This window comes from uncultured Marinococcus sp. (assembly GCF_947493875.1).
In the GTDB taxonomy this organism is placed as follows: Bacteria; Bacillota; Bacilli; order Bacillales; family Marinococcaceae; genus Marinococcus.
Genome location: NZ_CANLSU010000006.1, coordinates 30,670 through 52,226 on the forward strand (window position 1 = coordinate 30,670; position 21,557 = coordinate 52,226).

At 43.5% G+C, this 21,557-nt stretch carries 24 protein-coding genes; 9 read left to right on the plus strand and 15 right to left on the minus strand.

The features are described 5' to 3' along the window. Nucleotides 1–11: 11 nt before the first annotated feature. Nucleotides 12–1,190 (plus strand): MFS transporter, encoded by a 1,179-nt coding sequence (locus Q0757_RS12105; RefSeq protein ID WP_298787696.1) that lies wholly within the window; start codon nucleotides 12–14, stop codon nucleotides 1,188–1,190. Between the two features lie 54 nt (nucleotides 1,191–1,244). Here the strand turns inward: Q0757_RS12105 and Q0757_RS12110 are convergent, their stop codons facing one another. Then, a complete protein-coding gene (locus tag Q0757_RS12110; RefSeq protein ID WP_298787698.1) occupies nucleotides 1,245–1,559 on the minus strand; it encodes a multidrug efflux SMR transporter in 315 nt (104 codons plus the stop codon). After that, nucleotides 1,559–1,906, minus strand: coding sequence for a multidrug efflux SMR transporter (locus tag Q0757_RS12115; protein WP_298787699.1), 348 nt, complete (start codon nucleotides 1,904–1,906; stop codon nucleotides 1,559–1,561). Before Q0757_RS12115 ends, Q0757_RS12110 begins: the two co-directional genes overlap by 1 nt. Nucleotides 1,907–1,942: 36 nt before the next feature. Between Q0757_RS12115 and Q0757_RS12120 the strand changes: the two genes are divergently transcribed. Further along, nucleotides 1,943–2,776, plus strand: coding sequence for a LysR family transcriptional regulator (locus tag Q0757_RS12120; protein WP_298787701.1), 834 nt, complete (start codon nucleotides 1,943–1,945; stop codon nucleotides 2,774–2,776). 134 nt (nucleotides 2,777–2,910) lie between these two features. Here the strand turns inward: Q0757_RS12120 and abc-f are convergent, their stop codons facing one another. From abc-f to Q0757_RS12145, 5 genes are all read right to left on the minus strand, one after another. After that, nucleotides 2,911–4,494, minus strand: a complete 1,584-nt coding sequence (gene abc-f, locus Q0757_RS12125; RefSeq protein ID WP_298787703.1) for a ribosomal protection-like ABC-F family protein — start codon at nucleotides 4,492–4,494, stop codon at nucleotides 2,911–2,913. Nucleotides 4,495–4,869: 375 nt separating this feature from the next. Next, a complete protein-coding gene (locus Q0757_RS12130) occupies nucleotides 4,870–5,091 on the minus strand; it encodes a helix-turn-helix transcriptional regulator (protein ID WP_298787705.1) in 222 nt (73 codons plus the stop codon). A 10-nt stretch (nucleotides 5,092–5,101) separates the two neighbouring features. Then, the gene (locus tag Q0757_RS12135; RefSeq protein ID WP_298787707.1) at nucleotides 5,102–5,584 is read right to left on the minus strand and encodes a DUF2975 domain-containing protein; all 483 of its coding nucleotides are present in this window, start codon (nucleotides 5,582–5,584) and stop codon (nucleotides 5,102–5,104) included. A gap of 218 nt (nucleotides 5,585–5,802) precedes the next feature. Then, the gene (locus tag Q0757_RS12140) at nucleotides 5,803–6,081 is read right to left on the minus strand and encodes a hypothetical protein (protein WP_298787709.1); all 279 of its coding nucleotides are present in this window, start codon (nucleotides 6,079–6,081) and stop codon (nucleotides 5,803–5,805) included. A 196-nt stretch (nucleotides 6,082–6,277) separates the two neighbouring features. After that, the gene (locus tag Q0757_RS12145) at nucleotides 6,278–7,150 is read right to left on the minus strand and encodes a DMT family transporter (RefSeq protein WP_298787711.1); all 873 of its coding nucleotides are present in this window, start codon (nucleotides 7,148–7,150) and stop codon (nucleotides 6,278–6,280) included. Between the two features lie 224 nt (nucleotides 7,151–7,374). Between Q0757_RS12145 and Q0757_RS12150 the strand changes: the two genes are divergently transcribed. Next, complete coding sequence (locus tag Q0757_RS12150) at nucleotides 7,375–7,701, plus strand: hypothetical protein (protein WP_298787713.1); 327 nt, start codon at nucleotides 7,375–7,377, stop codon at nucleotides 7,699–7,701. A gap of 103 nt (nucleotides 7,702–7,804) precedes the next feature. Here the strand turns inward: Q0757_RS12150 and Q0757_RS12155 are convergent, their stop codons facing one another. From Q0757_RS12155 to Q0757_RS12170, 4 genes are all read right to left on the minus strand, one after another. Beyond that, nucleotides 7,805–9,307, minus strand: a complete 1,503-nt coding sequence (locus Q0757_RS12155) for a malate:quinone oxidoreductase (protein WP_298787715.1) — start codon at nucleotides 9,305–9,307, stop codon at nucleotides 7,805–7,807. A gap of 282 nt (nucleotides 9,308–9,589) precedes the next feature. Further along, nucleotides 9,590–10,249: a 3D domain-containing protein gene (locus Q0757_RS12160; RefSeq protein ID WP_298787717.1), complete on the minus strand. Its 660-nt coding sequence runs from the start codon at nucleotides 10,247–10,249 to the stop codon at nucleotides 9,590–9,592. 524 nt (nucleotides 10,250–10,773) lie between these two features. Beyond that, nucleotides 10,774–11,427: a hypothetical protein gene (locus tag Q0757_RS12165; RefSeq protein WP_298787719.1), complete on the minus strand. Its 654-nt coding sequence runs from the start codon at nucleotides 11,425–11,427 to the stop codon at nucleotides 10,774–10,776. Between the two features lie 51 nt (nucleotides 11,428–11,478). Then, nucleotides 11,479–12,261, minus strand: coding sequence for a hypothetical protein (locus Q0757_RS12170; protein ID WP_298787721.1), 783 nt, complete (start codon nucleotides 12,259–12,261; stop codon nucleotides 11,479–11,481). A 517-nt stretch (nucleotides 12,262–12,778) separates the two neighbouring features. Here Q0757_RS12170 and Q0757_RS12175 point away from each other — a divergent pair. The 3 genes from Q0757_RS12175 (at nucleotide 12,779) to Q0757_RS12185 (ending at nucleotide 15,478) form a co-directional block, all read left to right on the plus strand. Beyond that, on the plus strand, nucleotides 12,779–13,114 hold the full coding sequence (locus Q0757_RS12175; protein WP_298787723.1) for a hypothetical protein: 336 nt from the start codon (nucleotides 12,779–12,781) through the stop codon (nucleotides 13,112–13,114). Nucleotides 13,115–13,487: 373 nt separating this feature from the next. Then, a complete protein-coding gene (locus tag Q0757_RS12180; RefSeq protein ID WP_298788178.1) occupies nucleotides 13,488–15,137 on the plus strand; it encodes a Na/Pi cotransporter family protein in 1,650 nt (549 codons plus the stop codon). 179 nt (nucleotides 15,138–15,316) lie between these two features. Further along, entirely contained in the window at nucleotides 15,317–15,478 is a 162-nt protein-coding gene (locus tag Q0757_RS12185; protein ID WP_298787725.1) for a hypothetical protein, read from the plus strand. A 439-nt stretch (nucleotides 15,479–15,917) separates the two neighbouring features. Here the strand turns inward: Q0757_RS12185 and Q0757_RS12190 are convergent, their stop codons facing one another. Then, nucleotides 15,918–16,454, minus strand: a complete 537-nt coding sequence (locus tag Q0757_RS12190) for a YceI family protein (protein ID WP_298787727.1) — start codon at nucleotides 16,452–16,454, stop codon at nucleotides 15,918–15,920. A gap of 278 nt (nucleotides 16,455–16,732) precedes the next feature. Between Q0757_RS12190 and Q0757_RS12195 the strand changes: the two genes are divergently transcribed. Beyond that, nucleotides 16,733–17,101, plus strand: coding sequence for a cupredoxin domain-containing protein (locus Q0757_RS12195; protein ID WP_298787729.1), 369 nt, complete (start codon nucleotides 16,733–16,735; stop codon nucleotides 17,099–17,101). An 85-nt stretch (nucleotides 17,102–17,186) separates the two neighbouring features. On the opposite strand, the gene Q0757_RS12200 is transcribed toward Q0757_RS12195, so the two are convergent. Beyond that, nucleotides 17,187–18,173 (minus strand): aldo/keto reductase, encoded by a 987-nt coding sequence (locus tag Q0757_RS12200; RefSeq protein ID WP_298787730.1) that lies wholly within the window; start codon nucleotides 18,171–18,173, stop codon nucleotides 17,187–17,189. Nucleotides 18,174–18,437: 264 nt separating this feature from the next. Here Q0757_RS12200 and Q0757_RS12205 point away from each other — a divergent pair, with 264 nt between their 5' ends. Both Q0757_RS12205 and Q0757_RS12210 read left to right on the plus strand, forming a co-directional pair. After that, nucleotides 18,438–19,490: an EAL domain-containing protein gene (locus Q0757_RS12205; protein WP_298787732.1), complete on the plus strand. Its 1,053-nt coding sequence runs from the start codon at nucleotides 18,438–18,440 to the stop codon at nucleotides 19,488–19,490. A 177-nt stretch (nucleotides 19,491–19,667) separates the two neighbouring features. After that, entirely contained in the window at nucleotides 19,668–20,438 is a 771-nt protein-coding gene (locus Q0757_RS12210) for an SDR family NAD(P)-dependent oxidoreductase (protein WP_298787734.1), read from the plus strand. A 102-nt stretch (nucleotides 20,439–20,540) separates the two neighbouring features. Here Q0757_RS12210 and Q0757_RS12215 read toward each other — a convergent pair whose 3' ends face one another. Both Q0757_RS12215 and Q0757_RS12220 read right to left on the minus strand, forming a co-directional pair. After that, nucleotides 20,541–20,759, minus strand: a complete 219-nt coding sequence (locus tag Q0757_RS12215) for a hypothetical protein (protein WP_298787736.1) — start codon at nucleotides 20,757–20,759, stop codon at nucleotides 20,541–20,543. Nucleotides 20,760–20,815: 56 nt separating this feature from the next. Further along, nucleotides 20,816–21,190: a PilZ domain-containing protein gene (locus Q0757_RS12220; protein WP_298787738.1), complete on the minus strand. Its 375-nt coding sequence runs from the start codon at nucleotides 21,188–21,190 to the stop codon at nucleotides 20,816–20,818. Between the last annotated feature and the right edge of the window lie 367 nt (nucleotides 21,191–21,557).

Here is a 21,557-nt window from a genome sequence, read left to right on the forward strand (position 1 = left end):
ATTTATGGAAATTGCGCTTTTCTGCACTAGTCGCCCCGGGAATTATTATGATTGCTGTCGCTTACGGCCTGGCCCGGTTCAGTTATGGACTGCTTCTGCCAGGTATTAGTGAAGACCTGGGCATGAGCCCTTCTACTTCCGGTTTTATTTCGTCACTATTTTATTTTTCCTATTGCTTTGCCATTGTCGCTGCCACGGTATTTACCACGGAAAAAGGCCCGCGGGGGATGGTACTCGCTGCCGGCGCTTCTGCTTTTCTCGGCCTGGTGATGATGAGTGTAAGCCCAAACGTTTGGTTTCTTGGAGGTGGCGTTTTGCTTGCCGGAGCCAGCACAGGATTTGTTTCGCCTCCATACGGAGCTGCAATTTCTCTCTGGCTTAAGGAAAAGCAGCAGGGCAAAGCTAACACGTGGATTAATTCCGGCACGAGTATGGGCCTTGCGCTTTCAGGGGCCGGAGCTCTCTTCCTCGCATCCGAATGGCGGCTGACGTATATGATCTATGCGGGTATTGCTCTGATAGCATTTATATGGAATGCGAAAATGATTCCTTCCCTTGGTCCAAAGCCGAAAGTAATGTTCGAGCGGGGGAAGTTCTCTTTTCGGGGCGTAGAAGGAGCAATTCCTTTAGTCGTCTGTTCCACCATTTTAGGAATTTCCACCGCTGCTTTCTGGACATTTTCTGTCGACTTTTTATCCTCCACCAATCAGTACAGTGGCAGCGAAACCTCCCTTTTTTGGATTATTATCGGGGCTTCAGGGGTGCTGGGCGGGTTTTCCGGTGCTTTAATCGAAAAACTGGGTCTCCCCTTTGCTTACAAATGGGCGAGTCTGGTTATCGGTACCTCCTCCTTACTGCTTGCCCTGTTTCCTGAACAATGGGCGCTGGTTTACCTGTCAGCTGCATGCTTTGGTTCCTCCTACATTTTTATTACCGGCGTCTTAATGGTCTGGGGGATCCGGGTATTTATCAACAATGCTTCTCTTGGGATCGGCACTCCTTTTTTACTCCTTGCACTCGGGCAGGTGCTTGGCTCTTTCTTTGCTGGTGCGTTAATCGGAGCATTTAATTATTCCTGGGCCTTCGCTTTCTACGGAGCCGTCGGAGTGTTTGCGATGGCTCTTGGGCCGAGAAAAATTAAAAAGAACCCACGACGGGCTTATCAGCAGGCTGATCAATATTATCTTTAAACTTCAGAATACAACTAAGAGCAAAGGTGAAATACACCTCTGCTCTTGATTTATTTAACTTTGGAGATGCAGCATCAAAACGCCAGCAACGATCAATGTTAAGGATACAAGTTTTTTTCTCGTGAGCGGCTCCTGAAAATAAAGAACACCAAGTGTTGCCGTCGCGGCGACCATTACCCCCGACCAGATCGCATACGCGATACTTATCTCCATATATTGAATACTTAAGGTAAGAAAATAAATGCATCCCAGAAAAAACAAATAGGCAGCAGCGCTTGGCAGCTTTTTCTGAAACCCCTTCGATAATTTCACCGCCAGGTTTGCAATAACAGCAAACACTAAGCTTGTAGTTAACAATAAGGCTCCCATCACCAAGCTCCTTTATCATCATGCTGCCGTTCGGGAATGTTCAGTCCTATCATTCCTACGACAACACATAACACCCCGGCGACTTTTATAATAGACATACTTTCCTGAAAGAAAACGGAGCCGATCAAAACGACCAGAACCGTTCCACCTCCTGCCCATAAGGCATTCACAATTCCTAACTCGTAGTTATTAGTAAGAATAATGTAGCAGCTGAGTGCTACAATGTAACAAAAGGCTACCATAAGAGTACCCTCCAGGTTGTTAAAACCATTCGCCACCTTCATATAAGCAGCGCCTATCACTTCTAAAACAATAGCAAAGCTCAGTAAAGTGTAGTATTTTAGCATAGAAACTCCTTTTATTTTCAGAATGGATGTGAACAGATGAATATGCGCATGCTGGATTATTTCCTGGCTGTCGCCCAGGAAAAAAACATATCCAGAGCTTCCAAAAAATTATTTATTTCCCAGCCGGCTTTAAGCAAACAAATCAAACAATTAGAAGGCGTACTTGGTTTTTCACTTTTCGTTCGTTCTGCGCAGGGGATGATGCTTACTCAAAAAGGAGAAAAGCTGTATGATGATATCGAACCTCTTGTAAACCAGCTGCACTCCCGTCTGAAAAAGCATATGGAAAGCAGAATTATTCACATAGGAGCTGACCCTTTACTGGCTTCGTATTATTTTCCGCAGCGTATGGAGAGCTTCAGCCCTTTCCAGCTTCAGCTCACTCATATTAAAGACGATACCATCGATTTATTGCCGCTGATCCGTTCAGGAGACATCGATGCAGCTATTGTCCAGGATCAATCCTTGTACCACGGCCTGGCTTCCGCTTTTTTATTTCACGACGAGTTTTTTGCGGCAGTTCCTGCCGGTCATCCATTAGCACAGTATGAACGTCTTTCCATGACCCAATGCTTCCAATACCCACAAATACTCAGTCCACCCACCCCTTTATATCAGCGAATCATCAGGCTTATAGATGACTACAATGTTTCGGCTCCTTCCATTATGGAGGTTCCTTATAATGCTATTGTGGGGTTTGTAGCCCAGGGGTATGGCATTTCCTATCTTCCTTCTATGATCGTCCAGAAGGTTGATTATAAAGGAGTGGTCTTTATCCCGTTGCAGGATGCCCCTCTTCACCGCGACATGTATTTGTTTGCCACAGATCAAATCTATCTGGAATTGCTTCGGAAAGGCTTTGATCTGTAAACACTATAACGCCCTATCCTGGATGCGCATAATACTTATCATGGATGAAGATATAACCAAAAGTTATATGTAAAAACACTTTCTCCCAATAAAAGAGAAAGTGTTTTAAAAACCCGGCATTGTTATTAAAGCAATTAGTTTTCCTCTATCTGATTTATTAGCGCTTTTTTCCTGGCTAATAAACTCTGAAATTCTTCATCCAGCTCCGGAGCCGGCTTAATGCTGAGCCGGCTTAAAACTTCTGCAATGCTCGTTTCCACCTGCAGCAGCTCGTCTTCCAAATGCTCATGTTTTTGAGGCCCGGGAGTTTCTTCATGGGCTGATAAAGGGCCTTCAAACGGAATTAACTGCTGCTCTTTCAATATAAATAATTTTGTAGCGGCGTTTGCCAGCAGCCGACGGTCGTGAGTAATGAAAAGAACCGTTCCCGAATAATCAATTAATAAGGCCTCGAGGGCTTTCACGGCTGTAATATCCAGGAAGTTTGTCGGTTCATCGAGCACTAACACATTCGCACTGCTTACAAACAATTTAGCAAGAGCTGCTTTTACTCTCTCCCCACCGCTTAATACGTGCACTGGCTTAAACACCTCTTCACCAATAAAACCAAGACGGGCGAGCACAGTCCGCATAATTGTTTCATTCTGTACTGAGGAAGCCTTCATGTTTTCCATGACTGAATCCTTCGTGTTTAACACTTCGAGCATTTGACTAAAATAACCGAATGTTACTGCCGGAGAAACCGTAATGCCATCCTTCTGATTCAGAATTTTAAGAAGAAAAGTTGTTTTACCGCTGCCATTGGCCCCGGTGATACCTATTTTATCACCACTGGTTATAGAAAAATTCACCTTGCTCCAAAGTATTCGTTCTCCCATCTTCCCCTCTACTTGCTGACCGCGAATGATCACACGGTTCCGAAGCTTTTCTTCCTTAGCCACCTGCATTTTTACCGGTGCAACTGCCTTTGGCTTTTCTACTTTATTCAAATGCTTCAATCGCGACTGCATCGCAAGGGCCCCCTGATTCAGCTTTTTCTGCTTCTTGGCAAAATGCGGCTTGGCCCCGGTAATTCTGGCTTCAGAGCTGGACAAATTTTTCGGCTTTTTGGTTGCCTTCTGTGCTTTTTGTTCTTTAAGCTGTACAGCTTCTTCCAGCTGGGCTTTTTCCTGCACGTATTTTTCGTATTCTTTTGCATGGCGTTCTTCTGCCTCTTTTTTCTGCTGCTCATAATCAGAATAATTCCCGTTATATACCCACACTTTTCCTTCATCTATTTCCCATATTTTTGTGCAGAGCGTATCCAAAAATGCCCGGTCGTGAGAGGTGATAATCATCGCTTCCGAACGCTTTTGCAGCTCCTGTTCGATTTTTTCTGTTATTTCAGTATCCAGATAGGTGGTGGGCTCATCCATTAAAAGCAGATCCTGCGCTTCAGCGAAGATTTTATCAATCAACATTTTTGATACTTCTCCCCCGCTTTTATGCTGTGATTGCGGTTTTAACTGTGGGAGAAGCGCCGGTTTCCCGTGAAGGACCGCGCTGCCATGAAACTGCTGCTCTTCTTTGGCAATGATTCTTAATAGAGAAGTTTTTCCCGAACCGTTTGCCCCGACAAGTCCGATACGGTCTTTGTGTTGAATGTCCAAATGTTTAATGGTAAACAGGGTCCGGTCTTTAACTTCGAAACAAATATCATTTAATTGTACTAACGCCATGCTATCATCTCCGCGTAATTATATTGGCGGAGGCTGGCTGCAGCGATTGCTCTTTCTATACAAACAGCCTCCTATGAACGATAGACGTCCCGAATAGGAGGCAGATGTATCCCGCAGGTGAAAAGAAACCAGGGAGCTTCACATACTAATCCTATTCGGAACACTACCGAAACGCATGACAAAAAACCCTGAAACACGGGAGCTTTGTCTTACATTCTTCGTTCGTGTCCGCTTCAAAATAGAATTAGTACTTCATGTCCCTACCATTCACCCTCTTTATGTTAAATTCTTCATCATCATACCATACATACATGCATTAAAAAGCCTGAAAATATATTTTGGTTTCCTTAAATTTCCTTAATGAACAATTCTTTTTTAATTTCCTGCATCCTCTTCTTCCCGGTACTCCAAAATATCTCCAGGCTGGCACTCCAGAGCCCTGCATATTGCTTCGAGAGTGGAAAAACGTATAGCTTTTGCCTTGCCATTTTTCAGTATCGAAAGATTCGCCATGGTAATACCCACCTTTTCCGAAAGCTCGGTTACACTCATTTTTCTTTTTGCAAGCATTACGTCAATGTTGACGATCACTGCCATTGCTTTCACCTCAGACCGTTAAATCATTTTCAGATTTTATATCTATCGCATGCTGAAATAATTTTTGAAGAACAGCAGCAAAGACTGCCACTACTGCAGGAGCAAATACAAAGCCTGCTCCAATAAGGATGACGCCCGGGGCATCACCTAATTCCGCGAAGATGTAAAACAGGGGCATTCCTGCTACATACAAACCGCTGATGGCGACCGCACAGTACTTGATCACTTTTAAAGCCTTGAGAGCCAATTCTGAAAACGCTTTGTTTTTGTCAATGTAATTCAACAGTTTGAATGCCTGATACAGAGCGGCAAAAAAGGGTATTGCCGCTGCATACATTACAGCCAAAATTCCGTACATAACATAAGCAAATCCCGTTTCACTGCCTCCAGCCTCTACCGCCATCACAGGCAGCCCGAACAAACATAAAGCAAGTACCGGCAGCCCGATACAAATCACCGCTATCTTTAAAAAGAGCGTAGAGCCTCTTTTCATGACAAGCACCTCCTTATTGATGCTTTTATTTTATCATTAAATTTATTGAAATTCGATAAATTTTTATTCTTAATCGGAATTAAATGTACGTACTGTTTAAAACGATTAATAAAAAAGCTCTGAGCTTGTTTTTCATTAAAAATAAGACAAGACTGGAAGTGATCCAGTCTTGTCTTACTGAGCTAATCATTTGTTTTCAGGCAATTTTTATTCATCTATTAAATATGCTCTTTAATCCTTTGGATGACTTGGTTGGTAGCGTCTTCCCCGTCCTTTGCCCGGATGGGATCCACTTCAATGTAATTGCTCCGGTTGGTCAACTCTTCGGCCCAACCAATAAAAAGATCTTCTTCATCGTCCTTATCCACGATGGAAATCTCCCAGTGCACGTTCTTGTCCTGCCGTTTTAATTCAAAGTAATACTTTGCGATTGGCATTAATTCTGCTTCGGCCTGCCCATCAAACTGTTCTTCTAAGCTTTTCGGCTGGTTAGCCATTAAAATACTCCTCCTGTTTAAACACTCGCGTGCAAAATGATTTGAAGCAGCAGAAACTTAACTGCCTCTCTTCATTTATTTCCGTTTAGGTTCTTCATTAATCATTGAATGTGAAAATTCGAACGGCAAATAAGCTGATTTAAATAAACCAGCCAGCTTTCTTACATTTTCCGCGCCTTAATATTCCACATCAATTCTATAGCTGATATGCTCTTTGCTGCTGAATTAAAAATAATCCAACACCGAGCAGCACGATGATACCGCCGATAATCTGCAGGGCGACAACTTCTTCTCCCAGAATAAAAAATGCCAGGATCGTAGCCCCAACCGGTTCTCCTAAAATCGTCATGGAAATGGTGGACGTGTTAATAAAGTTCAACAGGTGATTGTAAATAACGTGGGCAATCGTTGGAAGAAATGCCAGCAGCATAAATATCTGCCACTCTTCAGCCCCGTATCCACGCACCGGCACACCTGAGACTGCATTAAAAACATGCAGCGATATTCCTGCTACAAAGAACACGATAAAGCTGTACAGCCAGTGCGATACCCGCTTCACGACACGCTGGCCGATTAATAAATAGACAACCACCGCTATCACACTTAAAAAGGAAAGCAGGTTGCCGATTAATGCAGAGCTGCTGCTGCGTCCCAGGTCTCCCAGACCAATAATGACTACCCCGAAAATCGACAGGCTGATCGTAATCAGCTGCGGCACGCTGACCCGTTCTTTATAAATTAAAAAGCCGCCAGCCAGCGCCACTACCGGCTGCAGAGCCAGAATAATGGTGGAGCTTGCCACTGTGGTCAGCTTTAATGAACCAAACCAGAGCGCAAAATGCATGCCTAGGAAAACACCTGAAAAGATGAAAAGCACCCATTCTTGTTTTTTGATATTTTTAAAGTCATGCCTTTTTAACCAGACAAACGGGAGTAAAAATAAACTGGCAATATACATACGGTACATGCTGAGAATGGTGGCCGGGGCTTCAGACCATTTTACAAATATCGCCGCAAAAGAAATGGCGATAATAGAAATTATCAGTAAAAACGCGGTTGATTTATTCATCCTTTCTTCTCTCCATCCTTTATTATCATCTCTTTTTGTTTTGATATAAAGAATCGTACCAAATCAGCGTTTAAAATTCCGGTATATAATTTCCTATTTTAAGCTACTTTTTTCCGGTGCTTAAATACTTACAAATGCTTCACATAATATTTACAAAATTCAAATTTTTGTTTATTCTTATAAAAAGTACCATGCTGAGCATAAATACCTAAGGGGTCCTTACAATGAAGAAATCATTATCCGGTCTGATAACGCTGATAGCCATCACCTTTATCAATTGGCTCGCAGCCTTCCTTTTTACTGTGGCATATATTGAATTTTCGTTTCTAATCGGATTGGCTGCTGTGATTTTAATTGGCTGGTTCACGTCTTCCGGGGGCTTTTCCACAGATGCCGTTCGCATGCAGACTCAGGGGGATACTGGTATTAGAATGGAAACAGAAGCCCGCAGTGGTCTCCGTTCCTCGACACCCTTCTTCGTGGCACTGGCGTATACTGTTCTTGCTTTAATAATAACGATTTACTATTATCGGGATTACTTTTTCCAGTAGCATTCAATCTTTCCTGAATCGATAATTATTTTTAAATCACATTAAAAAGCCTCTTTTCAGCTGTTTAAACTGAAAAGAGGCTTTAAAATAGTTAACATCGCATTTACGTCATTTGCGGTTGTTTATGGTTTTTCAACCCAAGCGTTTCCTCGGTGGACTTGTGAATTTCTTCGATTAGTTCTGGATGCTCGGACAGATTCACACCGTACGAAGGAATCATTTCTTTTAATTTCGGCTCCCATTCGTCGAGGTGCTGCGGAAAGCATTTCTCGATAATTTCGAGCATGACTGATACCGCAGTAGATGCACCTGGAGATGCCCCAAGCAGCGCAGCTATAGAGCCGTCTTCCGCGCTGATCACTTCTGTCCCGAACTGAAGGATGCCTTTTCCTTCTTCAGTGTCCTTAATAACCTGGACCCGCTGGCCGGCTACAAGCGGCTCCCAGTCTTCTGTTTTGGCGCTTGGAATAAATTCTCTCAATTCTTCCATCCTTTGTTCCTTGGAAAGCATAACTTCTTTAATCAAATACTTGGTTAACGGAATATTTTTGGCTCCCGCTGCCATCATTGTAATCAGGTTATCCGGCTTGACGGAGTTCAATAAGTCCATCAGGGAACCAGTTTTTAAAAACTTTGGAGAAAAGCCGGCGAACGGGCCGAACAAAAGTGTCTCCTGATTATTAATATACCTCGTATCAAGATGCGGAACAGACATTGGCGGTGCTCCGACAGGAGCTTTGCCGTACACTTTGCCGAAATGCCCTTTTACAACATCTGGATTCTGACAGACCATAAACTGGCCGCTTACTGGAAAACCACCGATGCCCTTACCTTCTGGAATACCGGATTTTTGCAGCAGGTGCAGGCTTCCGCCGCCTCCGCCAATAAACACAAAATCCGCCTCGTGCAGTTCAAGCGTTTCTTTTTGATGATTGCGCACCTTCACTTCCCAGGTGCCATCTTCGTTACGTGTAATATCATCCACGTCATGGTTATATTTCATTTCTACATTATTCTTTTCCAGATGACTAAACAGCTGACTCGTTAACGAGCCAAAATTCACATCCGTGCCGTCTGCAATTTTAGAAGCTGCTATCGGCTCTTCAATCTGACGGTCCTTCATCATTAACGGCATCCACTTTTCAAGCACCTCCGGATCCTCCGAAAATTCCATTCCTGAAAATAACGGATGCGCAGACATTTTTTCGTAACGCGTCCGTAAGAATGAAACGTTGTGATCGCCACGCACATAGCTGATATGCGGCAGAGGCATAATAAAGCCGCGTGGATTGTGGATCAAGTCACTTTTGACCAGATAGGACCAAAACTGCTTGGAGACCTGAAATTTTTCATTAATGCTGATGGCCTTACTGATGTCAACCGAGCCGTCCGGCTGCTCATTTGTATAATTTAATTCACATAAAGCCGCGTGTCCTGTCCCGGCATTATTCCATTCGTTCGAGCTTTCTTCTCCCGGTTTTTCAAGCTTTTCAAACACTTTGATATTCCAGTCCGGGGACAGCTCTTTTAGCAGTGCACCTAACGTTGCACTCATAATCCCGGCCCCGATTAAAATAATATCTTTTTCACCCTGTTGTTTTTTCATTTCTTTCATACTCCCTACATAATAGAAAAAGACGTCTCCTTTTGGCGGAAATTTCCCGGCCATATTTTGTTCACGTCAGGGAGGCATCTTTTCCAATAATTTTACACCAAATATAGATTATCATTATTAGACGAAGATTAAAATCATTATTATTAATATAATAACCGTTTATGAGCGTAGAAAAACAATTAATACGATTCAAAAGTCGTTACAGCCTTTTTCGATCTAAAAAACCGAAGCCGGGAAATAATTCCCGGCTTCGGCTCGCTTCTTTTATAGTAATTAGTCGACTACTGTTACTTCAACGTCCTGACGACCAAACGCAAATGCGTCGGATTTCGTTGGTACGTGGATGTCAATGCGGTCGTCATTGATCGCTCCGCCAGTGTCTGCTGCTTCATACGTGCCCATGCCTTCGATTTTTACTGTGGAACCGAGCGGGATGACGTCCGGGTCTACAGCAATGACGTTGGCGTCACGGTCGTTGTTCAGGTTAACGCCTGTTGCAGTGATGCCGCTGCAGCCAGCACATTCAGCGGTGTATGCGGTAGCTTCCATTGTCATGCTGTCGCCGCCTGTGCTTTCAGAGGACTCAGAAGTCGACGCGCCTGCTACTTCTTCATCAGAAGAATCAGAAGATCCGCCGAGTGCTGCCTGCGTTTGTGGGCCGGCTACGCCGAAGTAGTCGCCTGCTGGGGAAGAAATGTCGTTAGCTTCCTGAAAGTCTTTTACAGCGCTGAGCGTTCTAGGGCCGAATGTAGAACCAGTATAGCCGTGGAAGTATCCTTTTTCTTTCAGCGTGTCCTGAAGCTCTGCAACAGAAGAGTTAACGTCGCCGTAGGTCATAGAACCATGATCACCGATGGAAGCATCTGCTGCCTGTGGTGCTCCGAATACTACCCCTGCTGTAATTGCTGTACCGAATAATGTTTTTTTCATCATAAATAATTCATCCTTTGTGATCATAATATTGTTAGTCGTCCTAATGACGAAGTCCATTGAAAAGTTTGCCTATATGTTTACTTGTCTTTATGACACCACTGCATGAATTGCCAGAGCGTCTTGCCGTCGATTGTTTTTCTGCGCTTTCTCTCAAACACAACGCTATCGATTATGCCTTGAAAAAGAACAATTGGCAATGACATTAATTTAGTTGTAATCTAACCTTAATAGTTTTTCATATTATGTAAAATTAACGGGCCTTCCTTCACAACTTTCATGCAAAACTGCCGTATTTTCACTTATTATTAAAGAGAATGCATTTAGAATATTACGCTATTATTACAACGAGACCATTTTTACGTAACATTACTACAAATAAATGAAAAATATGCTTTTGAATTTTGCCTTCACGGGGTAATTCCATTGATTTTTCCACTTTACTACAGCGTATCAATAACGAAAAACCTCTGCATCTCTTCTTTTAAGAAGTCTGCAGAGGCCGTATTGAATCCTTGTAATACAATTTATTTCACCTGTTTGTACGAGGTAATCTCCAGTTCTTCGTCTACAGTGGCTTCGTACGTTTCTACCTTTGTTTTCCTCCCATCGTTGTTCAGCACATCAATCTTTACGTGCCACAGACCGTCCTTTTCCTCTGTAGAAGTAATACGCTTTGGTTCAGCTACATAGTTTTCGAAAAATGCATTGACGCTGTCCATTACTTCGGTAAGCCGTGGGCCATTCTGCTTGGATTTTTTCTTTTTGGAAGGCGCCGGCTTTCCTTTGGAAGCGTTGCCTGCCGTACCTCCCGCGTTTTTTAATTGCGGCCTGCTTTCTTTGTTAGAAACCATTCTTGCTTTTTTGGGCGCCTGCCCTTTACCTTTATTCTCTGAAGATGACTCTCCCATCCCCGGGAGCTTTGATTTCGACTTTTCTGCAGTCTGCTTTACGCTCTCTTTGGCTTCGCCAGCTTTTTTTAGAGGCTTCTTCAAAATGGAAGCTGTGGCCCCTCCTTCATTTTCTTTTTCTGAAGTATTAGTTTCTTCCCTGGAATCTTCAGAAGATTCTTCCCCACTGTCTTTCTTTTTCATTCCCTTTGTAATCATCGGAAGTGCTCCTCCGATCAAGCTTCCGGCTGCCATCAGCCCATAGGTAACTTTATCTTTTTTATCACTCATTATGTTTTCCCCTTTCTTTACTGCCCGAACCTGCATGACCCTGCCGGCCCTTTATTCGTCGGCACGGGCCTTAATCGAAGAGGCTTTTTTTCTGCCTCGGCTGTTCTTTTCGGTCTCTGATTTAATTTCTTTCACCAGATCGTCCCATGAGTTTTCCATAAAGTCGTTTTTTATCTGCTGCCTGAGCTCTTCTTTTAACTTTTCATGCATGTCCTCCTTCCATTCTGCAGCCAGGGCATGTGTAATATCACGGACGAGGCTTTCATGTGCGGCCTTCGATAGGAAAGAGGAGGACGTTGGAGCTGATTTTTCTTCGCTGCTCTGCTCCGTTTCATTTTCAGACTCGTTTTCGTCATTATTCTCAGCAGGATTTTCTTCTGTTGCTTGATACGCTTCGTTTACCTGCTTCATGATCTCCTGAATCATATCGTCTTTATCTTCCTTCGTTATTTGCAGCCCACTGTCTGCCGCCAGCTTTTTAACAGCCTGTTTTTCCATGGAATAAAGATTAATTTCTTCTTCATTTCCGTCTTTATTAGTAATAATGACCCCGGCGTAATTCTCTTCATTTTTTTGACTGCCGGAAGCGTTTTCTGCATTTTCTGCTTCCTCATTATCAATCGTTAGTTTGGCCCCGGCTGCCTGATTCATAATTTCATCAATCATATCCTGTTTTCTCGTTGATTTAATTTTTAAGCCACTGTCTTTTGCCAATGCTTTAATAGCTTTATTGCTTAACACCCGAAGATTTACCTTTTCTTTTATTTCCCCATTATCGACGATGACTACTGCCGATTGCCGGGATTCATCGGAGGTCGATTCCCTGACAGCCATCGGTTATCCCTCATTTCCCACCCGTTTCCGGAGATTTTTCATAAAATTTTTATTCTTTGGGATTGTTAATTTCCATAAATTTCATCGTATTTTAAGAGTCTTTACTGTATATACCCCGAAATCAAAATTAATAATTACAAAACTTTCTTTCATTCCTATTTTTCGAAAAATACTACTAAAAATAAATCTAAAACCCTTTAAGAGTTAAAAATTCTCGAAGGGGTTATTACACTTATTGGTGCTTTAATAAACAGCGCTTATACATGAACCCAAATACAACGAACGGTATGTTTTATTACGTTCGGCCTATTTTGATTACTAAACTAAAGCATTGCAGAAAAACTTTTCATCAATTTAATTTTCACTCGTGCGACCACATCAAAGACAAAGGCCTGAAGTATAACCGGCGTTAAAAGCCAGATTTCTTCGTTAATACTTTTATTTTTGCTTCTCGCCGGGAACATGAAGCTTAGATTTCATTCAATAAATTAATTGTACAGAAAGAAGGCCAACTACTATGGAAGAAACAAAATACCGGGCAGTGATGCTTCAAAAGGACGGCACGTTAGTGGAGCGGCACTACACCCGCGGGCAGCTGTTTGGTGACGGAAAAAGCGTAAACCTTGCAAACAGCCACTACCACGTCCTTCCGGACGTATGGGCCGTAGGCTTTTATGAACTGCCTGAAGAAATAGAAGAGGTCTGGGCTGAAACAAAAGAAGCTGCTTTTCCTCTCCCAGCCATTTTCTTCAGCTATAACTCTCACACCCAGGCTATGGCTAATATGAGTGACAAACTGATTGAACAAACGAAATCCGAAATCCGGCAGGCAGAGATCCGTAAAACCAATTAACTGCAAAAAAAGTAATGCCTTTACTGTAAACGGGATGGCATTACTTTTTTTGCCACGCAGACTATTTCCGCCTGCAGCATACCCTCCACTAATTTCTCGGGTTATTAGCTAAACCGCATCGGAAAGAAAGATAATTAAACACAAGTGGAGGAAACTTTAATATGTCGAAATCTGCTTTATTAATTATATAAACGAAATTTTCACCCTACTCTCTTCCGCTGAAAAACTCGAATTATTTTTCTTGACTGTTTTCCTCCCCTCTACCTTTACAAAATCTTAACAATTCCTTTATTTACACCACGGGTCTTCATGCTTTAAAAATGTAGAGGGTATTGCAGTAGCCTGTTTTAGATAGACTTCAAGGGGAGGAATCATTGTTTTGGATATTCAATCGCTTTTGTTTACGTTTTTCGGTGGTTTGGGCATTTTTTTATTCGGCATTAAATTCATGGGAGACGGACTCCAGAAAATTGCTGGGGACGGTCTGCGTAACCTTTTAGATAAATTTACAACCAATCCGTTTCTTGGCGTCCTTACTGGGATGGTTGTCACGATACTTATTCAGTCGAGCTCCAGCACTACTGTCTTAACCGTTGGGCTTGTGAGTGCAGGATTTATGACTCTGAGGCAGGCCATCGGCGTTATCATGGGAGCAAATATAGGAACCACTGTTACAGCTTTTATTATCGGTATCGATCTGGAAGCTTATGCACTGCCAATTTTATTTATTGGAACGGTACTGATCTTTTTCTTTAAAAACAAAAAAACCAACAATATTGGGCAGACCTTTTTCGGCTTCGGTGCCTTATTTTACGGTTTAACATTGATGGGCGAAGGCGTTGCGCCTTTAGAGAACCTTCCTGCCTTTAACGATTTAACGATCAGTATGAGCACTAATCCACTTCTTGGCGTCCTCGTCGGAGTATTATTTACAGTAGGCCTGCAGAGCTCATCGGCGACAATCGGGCTGCTTCAGGAATTGTTCAGCCAGGGAGCTATTCCCCTTGATGCCGCGCTGCCAATTCTATTTGGAGACAATATCGGTACGACAATCACGGCTGTGATTGCTGCCATCGGTGCCTCTGTCGCGGCCAAACGGGCAGCAATGATTCACGTAATCTTTAACGTTCTCGGTGCGGTCATTGTGTTGATACTGCTTGTTCCCTACACTGCATTTATCAGCTATCTGCAGGATACCCTGCAGCTTAATCCGCCGATGACAATTGCGTTCGCACACGGTATTTTTAACGTTACCAACATGCTGATTCAGCTGCCATTTATCGGCGTGCTTGCCTATATCGTAACCAGGATGATTCCGAGTAGCGAAGAGGAGATTGACTATCAGGCAAAGCACCTCGATCCATTGTTTATACAGCAGTCTCCTTCCATCGCGCTCGATCAGGCAAAACTGGAAACTCTGCGGATGGCAGCTTACGCAGAAAAGGGACTGAAACAGAGCGAAACGTATTTAGAAACCAAAAATAAAAAAAATGCGGAAAATATTACCCGTTATGAAGAAGCCGTCAATAACCTGGACAAAAATATCACCAATTATTTAACCGGCATTTCTTCAAGATCACTTTCATCCGAAAGCTCACGCCAGCATTCGGTTCTGATGGATACTACGAGAGATATTGAACGCGTAAGCGACCATGTTGAAAACCTGATGGAGCTTGTTGATTATCAGGTGTCCAACAAAGTGACACTGTCTCCGGAAGCCTATAAGGATTTAAATCAGATGTACGAATTAACGATGAGCACATTTTCCCGATCAATTGAAGCACTTGAACAGGATAACCATGAAATTGCCGGACAAGTACTGACGCAGGAAGAAGAGATTGACCGACTTGAACGGCAGCTGCGCAAAAAGCATATTCTGCGTCTGAATGAAGGCCAGTGCTCCGGTTCTGCGGGTATTGTGTTTGTTGACATGCTGAGTAACTTAGAGCGTATCGGAGATCATGCGGTAAATATTGCGGAAACCGTTCTCGATGATGATCATAAAATAAAACAAAGCAATTGATGAACAGGCAGCGCCCTTACAGTTTGGGCGCTGCTTTTTTGTCCAGATTGCCAATCTTCATCATGCTTATTTACCATTTTTAAACATATGATCCATTTATCATCTATATACCTATTGTAAAAGCAGTGCAAATCCAACATACTGATCTTAGTGATAATTATTAGAAAGAGGGGCTTGAAATGAAAAAGAAAAATAGTACAGACTGTCCAAAAGTATTGGCCGAGCTGGATGAAAAACAAGCGCGTCTCGATAAGTATCGGAAAGAAATACGGGAAGGCAACAATAAAGATGTGAAAGACCTTGAAGATTTAAACAAACCTCTTGAAAACAAAAAGAGTTGAACTAAATTTTATATACTACTCTGATTCAGCATCCTACAATATAGAAGCATTTAATTGATACAGCTTTTCATTAAAAAGAGCAGGTCTGCTTTTTCTGGGCAGAGCCTGCTCTTTTTGGTATTATTATTTTTATATGCCCTGCCTGGGTGCCCGTTGTTGGTTATTTATCACCACCGTTTTAAAACAGCAATATCCACCTTTCCTGTCGAAAGGAGCGATCAAAGCTATGTGGCATTTTATCAAGTTGTATTTTGGACTCGCAGTCGGGCTGGCCGTCTTTTTTGCCCTTGTGCTGTTAGCTGCCGGCGCCTACGGATAACTCCTGCCCTTACTATCATTACATCGGCAGAAGATGATTTCTCACAGGAAAAAAGCCTTTTAGAAATCTCCCCAGGAGCTCTAAAAGGCCTTTATTTTCATAATACATGTACTTTATGCTTTAGTCCTGCTTATGCAGCTCCAGCTCGATATTAATTTTCACATCTTCGCCCACCAGTACTCCGCCTGTTTCCAGCGTGGCATTCCATGTTAAACCAAATTCCTTCCGGTTGATCGTGGTCTGTCCACTGAAGCCGGCTACTATATTTCCGCTCATCGGGTCTTTGCTTTGGCCTTCAAATGTAACATCAACGGTAACTTCCTTCGTTGTGCCTTTAATCGTAAGATCTCCGGTTACATCATATTCACTCTCGCCCGTTTTTTTAATTTCTTTGCCTACGAACGTCATCTTCGGATAGTTTTCGGCATCAAAGAAGTCCCCAGACCGTAAATGACCATCGCGGTTTTCGTCACTGGTATTAATACTCGCTACATCAATCTCCACTTCGATTTCTGCATCTGTCAAGTCCTCGACGTCCACCTTTAACGTCGCATCAAACTGGTCAAACGTGCCTTTCGCTCTTGAGATCATCATGTGCTTTACCGAAAATCCAATTTCACTGTGTACAGGGTCAACGGACCAAACTGTTTTTGCCATAAGTAACTCCTCCTAAAAATTCATTCAGTTAAATCAATGAAACTACAACTAGTATAAAGGTATCAAGTCTTTAAATCTACTCTTCTGTCTTGAAAATAACAAATATTCCGTCATCTCCAAATAATTTTTCTTTATTTATTAAGCCCTTTTTTGTTTTTTATTATAATTATGTTTTACAATAGCTGTGAAGTCAGTGATATATTTCTTCCCAGCAGCGGTGTCCTCCGCAATTTTTTCGTCTGAAACACCTTATAACAATATCGAAAGGAGACTTCACTTTGAAATTCTCTGTGTCAGCACTTTTTCTTGCTTTATTTGTTTTTCTGTCTGGATGCGGCGGTAATGATGGAGGCAATGGATCCGAAAGCACCAGTGAAAACGCGGAGGCTCAAACAATGGATGTCACCGCAACTGACTTTGAATTCGACCAGGAAGAGTATACAGTTAATGCCGGAGAGCCTGTAAATGTCAGCTTAACGAGCCAGGAGGGCGGACATGGTCTTGCTATCGATGGCTTCGACGTAGACATTCAGGGAAAAGGAGAAGCAACGTTCACCCCGGAAGAGCCTGGGGAGTATAATATCTACTGCAGTGTTCCCTGCGGTGAAGGACATGCAGATATGACCGCTACCCTAATTGTTCAGTAAGGCTGGAGTTTCCCGGCCTATTTTTGCGCCGATAAAAAAGCCGCCGTGCCTAATACAGGCACGGCGGCTAAAATTTTAACCCTGTTTACTCTTTAATTGGAAGCGGCGCTTCGGGGGAAACCAGCTTTTCTTTACGCAGCTCCTGCCAAAAGGCTGCAGGAATATCGGCGTTTAATGCTTCGAGGTTGTCCTGGATGCGCTGCGGACGACTTGCTCCCGGTATAACAGCTGCTACTGCCGGATGGGCGGCTGAAAACTGCAGGGATGCTGCAATCAGGCTTACTCCGTGACGTTCAGCGATCGAGTTCATCTGCTCGACACGGGAAGCAATTTCCGGTGGAATATCCGAGTATTCATACGAAGATCCGCCGGCGAGTACCCCTGAGCCAAACGGTGCGCCAACAACGATGCTGACATTTTGTTCTTCAGCTTTTGGCATTAGACGCTGCAGAGCATGTTCATGGTCCAACAGCGTGTAGCGGGTTGCCTGCAGGCTGATGTCCGGATTGGAATTTTCAAGATCGAGGGCCAGCTCTATCGGCTCCGTCCGGTTCACTCCAATGCCCCAGGATTGAATAACACCTTCATCCCGGAGTTTGGTCAGCTCACGGAAGGCTCCTGTTCTTGCCTCTTCAAACTTGGCGAGCCATTCGTCTCCCTGAAAATCCGGAGAAATGTCATGCACATACACAAAGTCAATCCGATCCATCTGCAGGCGCTCCAGGCTCTGCTCAATCGACCGGCGTGTGCCTTCTGCAGTATAATCATCAATCACTTTATTTTTACGGCCGTTGGCAAACAATCCCTCTTTTTCTTCCGTTTCTTCGGAAATATAACGGCCTACTTTCGTACTTAATACAAATTCGTCGCGATTATGACTGGCGAGCGCTTTGCCCAGGCGCTGCTCCGCAAGCCCTGCTCCGTAGAAGGGTGCGGTATCAAAGTAACGGATACCGTGCTCCCAAGCTGTCTCAATTGTTTTCAAAGCTTCATCTTCCGGGATATCGCGGTACATATTCCCAAGTGGTGCGGTACCAAAGCCGAGCTTCCCTTCCTGCTTCAAGTTAATCATAATCTTTTTCCTCCTTTATAAACATGTTCCCGTTTTTACAAATAATTGGATCATCTGATGCATCTCACCGATAACGGATGCAGACTTTTAGTAATGAACACTTTATTTTAGTTACCTTTCACACTAAAATTTAAACACCCTGTCCAAACGGATATTGTTTTTATCCCATTACCGCTCTTTTAGGTAAAATTTCTTATTCAGCACTTGAATACATCGTTCTTTAGCCGATATTATTATTAAAACGACATCATTTGGAGGTCACCTATGAAGAACGGTTGCGACGTTTGCATGCCCGGGCACCAGGGCTTTACTTTCATTTTTGAAAACGATCAGTCTCCCGCCCTGCTCCGCCCTTATTTTAGTGAATACAGCGAAAACCAATGGCAGGAAGTAAACAACCGTATGGTATGGATGAATGAAACCATCGCTTTCGGTTTACTGGATTACCTGGAGGTTCATTATAATTCTGAAGAAATTTTTATTTTTCCGGCAAAAAAGAATAACCCTTTAGAAAACAAATCTGACAGAAAGCCCCTCCGCTCCCTCCACGCCTATAAAGAAGCAGGGTGGATCGATGACATTATTGATCAGGAGAAAATTCAGTCACACTACCAGCCTATCGTCCGGCCGGAAAACGGGAGCTATAATATTATTGGACACGAGCTGCTTTCCCGCGGAAAAGCAGCAGATGGCAAAACGATTGCCCCGTTTTTCCTGCTTGAGGCAGCACGTATCCGCCACCGGCTGTTTGCGTTTGACCGCGCCTGCCGGATGGCTTCTGTCAGAAATGCAGCCGTCATTAAAGATAAACTCATTTTTATCAATTTTATTCCAACCGCTATTTACGTGCCTGAACACTGTTTATCGACCACTATTCGTCTGATTAATGAAATGGGGATTCCGCCGGAAAACGTCGTTTTTGAAGTTGTCGAAAGCGATGAAGTCCAGGATATCGATCATTTAAAGGGCATTCTCAACTACTACCGGGAGCACGGTTTTAAATATGCTTTAGACGACGTAGGCACCGGGGCCAATGACCTTAAAAAGCTATCCTACCTTGAGCCGGATATTGTTAAACTGGCCAGAGAGTATTCTGACGGCGTAAGCCGGGATCCCGAAAAACGAAAAGTCGCGGCGTCGCTGCTGCAGGTCGCTGCCCACACCGGCTCTCAGCCGCTTGCTGAAGGAGTCGAACATAAAGAAGATGCCGATTACTTAGCTGACATGGGCTACGAGCTGTTTCAGGGGTATTATTTCGCCAGGCCGCAGGAGCAGCCCCTCGATTCTCTCCCCCATACTGTTAACACGAATCATTAAGCTTTAAAAGCATGTGCCGTGCGGGCACGTGCTTTTTTGTTTATAGGAATGCAGGTCTTTAGATGCATAAACAGCTGACAAAGGTTTCCCACCGTTTTAATTCTTTAGACGGGAGGAACAACAATGGACGAATCATTTTTATAAAATAAACCCTCATATGGAAGGAGTGCTTTTCTCATGAAAAGACTGGAAGGGTATACGTCGATAATCACTGGCGGAGCAGGAGGTATTGGCAAGGCTGCTGCTAAGAAATTCCTTCAGGAAGGCGCCAATGTGATGCTCGTTGATATGAATCAGGAGGCATTGGACAATGTTAAAGCTGAACTCGATGAGTACGGCCCTGTAGAAACAACGACGGCCGATGTGACCAATGAAGATGATGTTAAAAATTATGTCGATCAGACTGTGCGGCAGTTTGGCACGGTAGATGTGTTTTTTAATAACGCGGGAATCGAGGGCAAGGTAGCTCCTATTCCAGAACAGAGCGCGGAGGATTTTATGAAGGTGATGAACGTCAACGTATTGGGAAGCTTTCTCGGTTTAAAATATGTAATGCCTGTCATGACGAAACAAAACAGCGGCAGCATTATTAACACTTCCTCTGTTGCCGGTTTAATGGGCTCTCCGGGGGTTAGTCCATACACTACCTCTAAACATGGGGTGGTCGGACTGACCAAAACAGCAGCTCTTGAAGTCGCAGACTCCAATGTGCGTGTGAACTCTATTCACCCATCACCGGTAAATACACGCATGATGCGTTCGCTTGAAAAAGGGTTTAATCCCGATGATGCCGAATCCGCTCGCACCGAGCAGGAGCAGGCCATCCCCATGAACCGCTACGGAGAGTCTGAAGACATTGCAAATCTTGCTTTATTCCTTGCTTCTGACGAATCAAGCTTTATCAGCGGTTCCCAGTACCGTATTGACGGTGGTATGGCAGCCCAGTAAAAATGGGTCCTCCTTTACAGCAGGCTCTCCAGCTTCAGTGCTGGAGAGCCTGTTTATATTACTGTCATTCCGATAAATTTTCACGCCTCATGACAGCTAAAATTATACATCAATAAAGCGGCTGCCTTTTTCTGTTACCGCCGGGTCCACATATTCGACTTTTTCTTCTTCATCTGTTACTTTTTCTGCTTCGAGCATCTCTTCTTTGATCAAGTAATCAAAATGAGCCTCTTCATTGGAATCATCCGGAGTAATACTTCCTTCTTCCTTGGCAGCAATACGCGCAATCAGCAGCAGCTCCCTCAGTAAATCGTTATCCATACTGCTCCTCCTCTTTTATTTTTCGTTTTTGATGAACAAAAATTTTCAGTGCCCTTTCAACTCTGCCGTTCTTTATCTTCAATGTTCAATTGGTGCACTGTGCGCACCAGGTCATTTTTTTGATCGTTGACTTCATCCGGAAAAAAGACGCCGTACATGCAGCCATCTCCTTGTTTTTCCTTTCGTTTTATATGTCCGTGCAGGATAAAGTTTTTATGGAGCGAGCGAAAGGAAAAAGTCAACAGCACCCTGTCTGTGACCGGCAGATTTAACCGGGAAAAGAACCGCATGCCCCCGCCGGAAAGATCATGGATAGTAATGTCTCCTGCCGCGCTGTTCACAATAGTGCTGTCCATCCGGTAAATGAAGAAGGTTCCGTGCAGTGGTTGGTTTTCGAAATAGTAGCGTAGGTTTTTTCTTGAATCCGGCATATCCTTCTCCTTTGTCTTCCCTGGAATGAGTGCTTCATTAATAGTATATAGCCTCTGCCTTTGGATTTCAAAAGCGTTTACATGCCAGGCCCCGGGTATTTTATTGCTTATAGCTTCGTCATGATATTCAGCAAATAAAGATTGACTTTATATGCGCTCTGGAATATGATTAACATAGAATAAAAGGGGAGTAGCTTTTCTGCATCTGCATCGTCATGACGGGCTTTGAGGCCCCGGTGCTGATGATAGTTATCCGACTATAAGCGAGACCTTTTCTTCTTCGTAGCAGCTACGGGGAGGAAAAGGTTTTTTTGATGCCTTTTCCTTCGAATCATTCAGGGAAAAGGTTTTTTTCATGCCTTTTCTT

Coding starts and splice junctions, on each gene's coding strand:
- Q0757_RS12160 (WP_298787717.1), bottom strand. CDS start 10,249: ATGATGAAAAAAACATTATTCGGTACAGCAATTACAGCAGGGGTAGTA.
- Q0757_RS12170 (WP_298787721.1), bottom strand. CDS start 12,261: ATGGCTGTCAGGGAATCGACCTCCGATGAATCCCGGCAATCGGCAGTA.
- Q0757_RS12190 (WP_298787727.1), bottom strand. CDS start 16,454: ATGGCAAAAACAGTTTGGTCCGTTGACCCTGTACACAGTGAAATTGGA.
- Q0757_RS12115 (WP_298787699.1), bottom strand. CDS start 1,906: ATGCTAAAATACTACACTTTACTGAGCTTTGCTATTGTTTTAGAAGTG.
- Q0757_RS12155 (WP_298787715.1), bottom strand. CDS start 9,307: ATGAAAAAACAACAGGGTGAAAAAGATATTATTTTAATCGGGGCCGGG.
- Q0757_RS12205 (WP_298787732.1), top strand. CDS start 18,438: ATGAAGAACGGTTGCGACGTTTGCATGCCCGGGCACCAGGGCTTTACT.
- Q0757_RS12165 (WP_298787719.1), bottom strand. CDS start 11,427: ATGAGTGATAAAAAAGATAAAGTTACCTATGGGCTGATGGCAGCCGGA.
- Q0757_RS12210 (WP_298787734.1), top strand. CDS start 19,668: ATGAAAAGACTGGAAGGGTATACGTCGATAATCACTGGCGGAGCAGGA.
- Q0757_RS12140 (WP_298787709.1), bottom strand. CDS start 6,081: ATGGCTAACCAGCCGAAAAGCTTAGAAGAACAGTTTGATGGGCAGGCC.
- Q0757_RS12130 (WP_298787705.1), bottom strand. CDS start 5,091: ATGGCAGTGATCGTCAACATTGACGTAATGCTTGCAAAAAGAAAAATG.
- Q0757_RS12215 (WP_298787736.1), bottom strand. CDS start 20,759: ATGGATAACGATTTACTGAGGGAGCTGCTGCTGATTGCGCGTATTGCT.
- abc-f (WP_298787703.1), bottom strand. CDS start 4,494: ATGGCGTTAGTACAATTAAATGATATTTGTTTCGAAGTTAAAGACCGG.
- Q0757_RS12200 (WP_298787730.1), bottom strand. CDS start 18,173: ATGATTAACTTGAAGCAGGAAGGGAAGCTCGGCTTTGGTACCGCACCA.
- Q0757_RS12145 (WP_298787711.1), bottom strand. CDS start 7,150: ATGAATAAATCAACCGCGTTTTTACTGATAATTTCTATTATCGCCATT.
- Q0757_RS12175 (WP_298787723.1), top strand. CDS start 12,779: ATGGAAGAAACAAAATACCGGGCAGTGATGCTTCAAAAGGACGGCACG.
- Q0757_RS12110 (WP_298787698.1), bottom strand. CDS start 1,559: ATGGGAGCCTTATTGTTAACTACAAGCTTAGTGTTTGCTGTTATTGCA.
- Q0757_RS12185 (WP_298787725.1), top strand. CDS start 15,317: ATGAAAAAGAAAAATAGTACAGACTGTCCAAAAGTATTGGCCGAGCTG.
- Q0757_RS12120 (WP_298787701.1), top strand. CDS start 1,943: ATGAATATGCGCATGCTGGATTATTTCCTGGCTGTCGCCCAGGAAAAA.
- Q0757_RS12220 (WP_298787738.1), bottom strand. CDS start 21,190: ATGCCGGATTCAAGAAAAAACCTACGCTACTATTTCGAAAACCAACCA.
- Q0757_RS12135 (WP_298787707.1), bottom strand. CDS start 5,584: ATGAAAAGAGGCTCTACGCTCTTTTTAAAGATAGCGGTGATTTGTATC.
- Q0757_RS12150 (WP_298787713.1), top strand. CDS start 7,375: ATGAAGAAATCATTATCCGGTCTGATAACGCTGATAGCCATCACCTTT.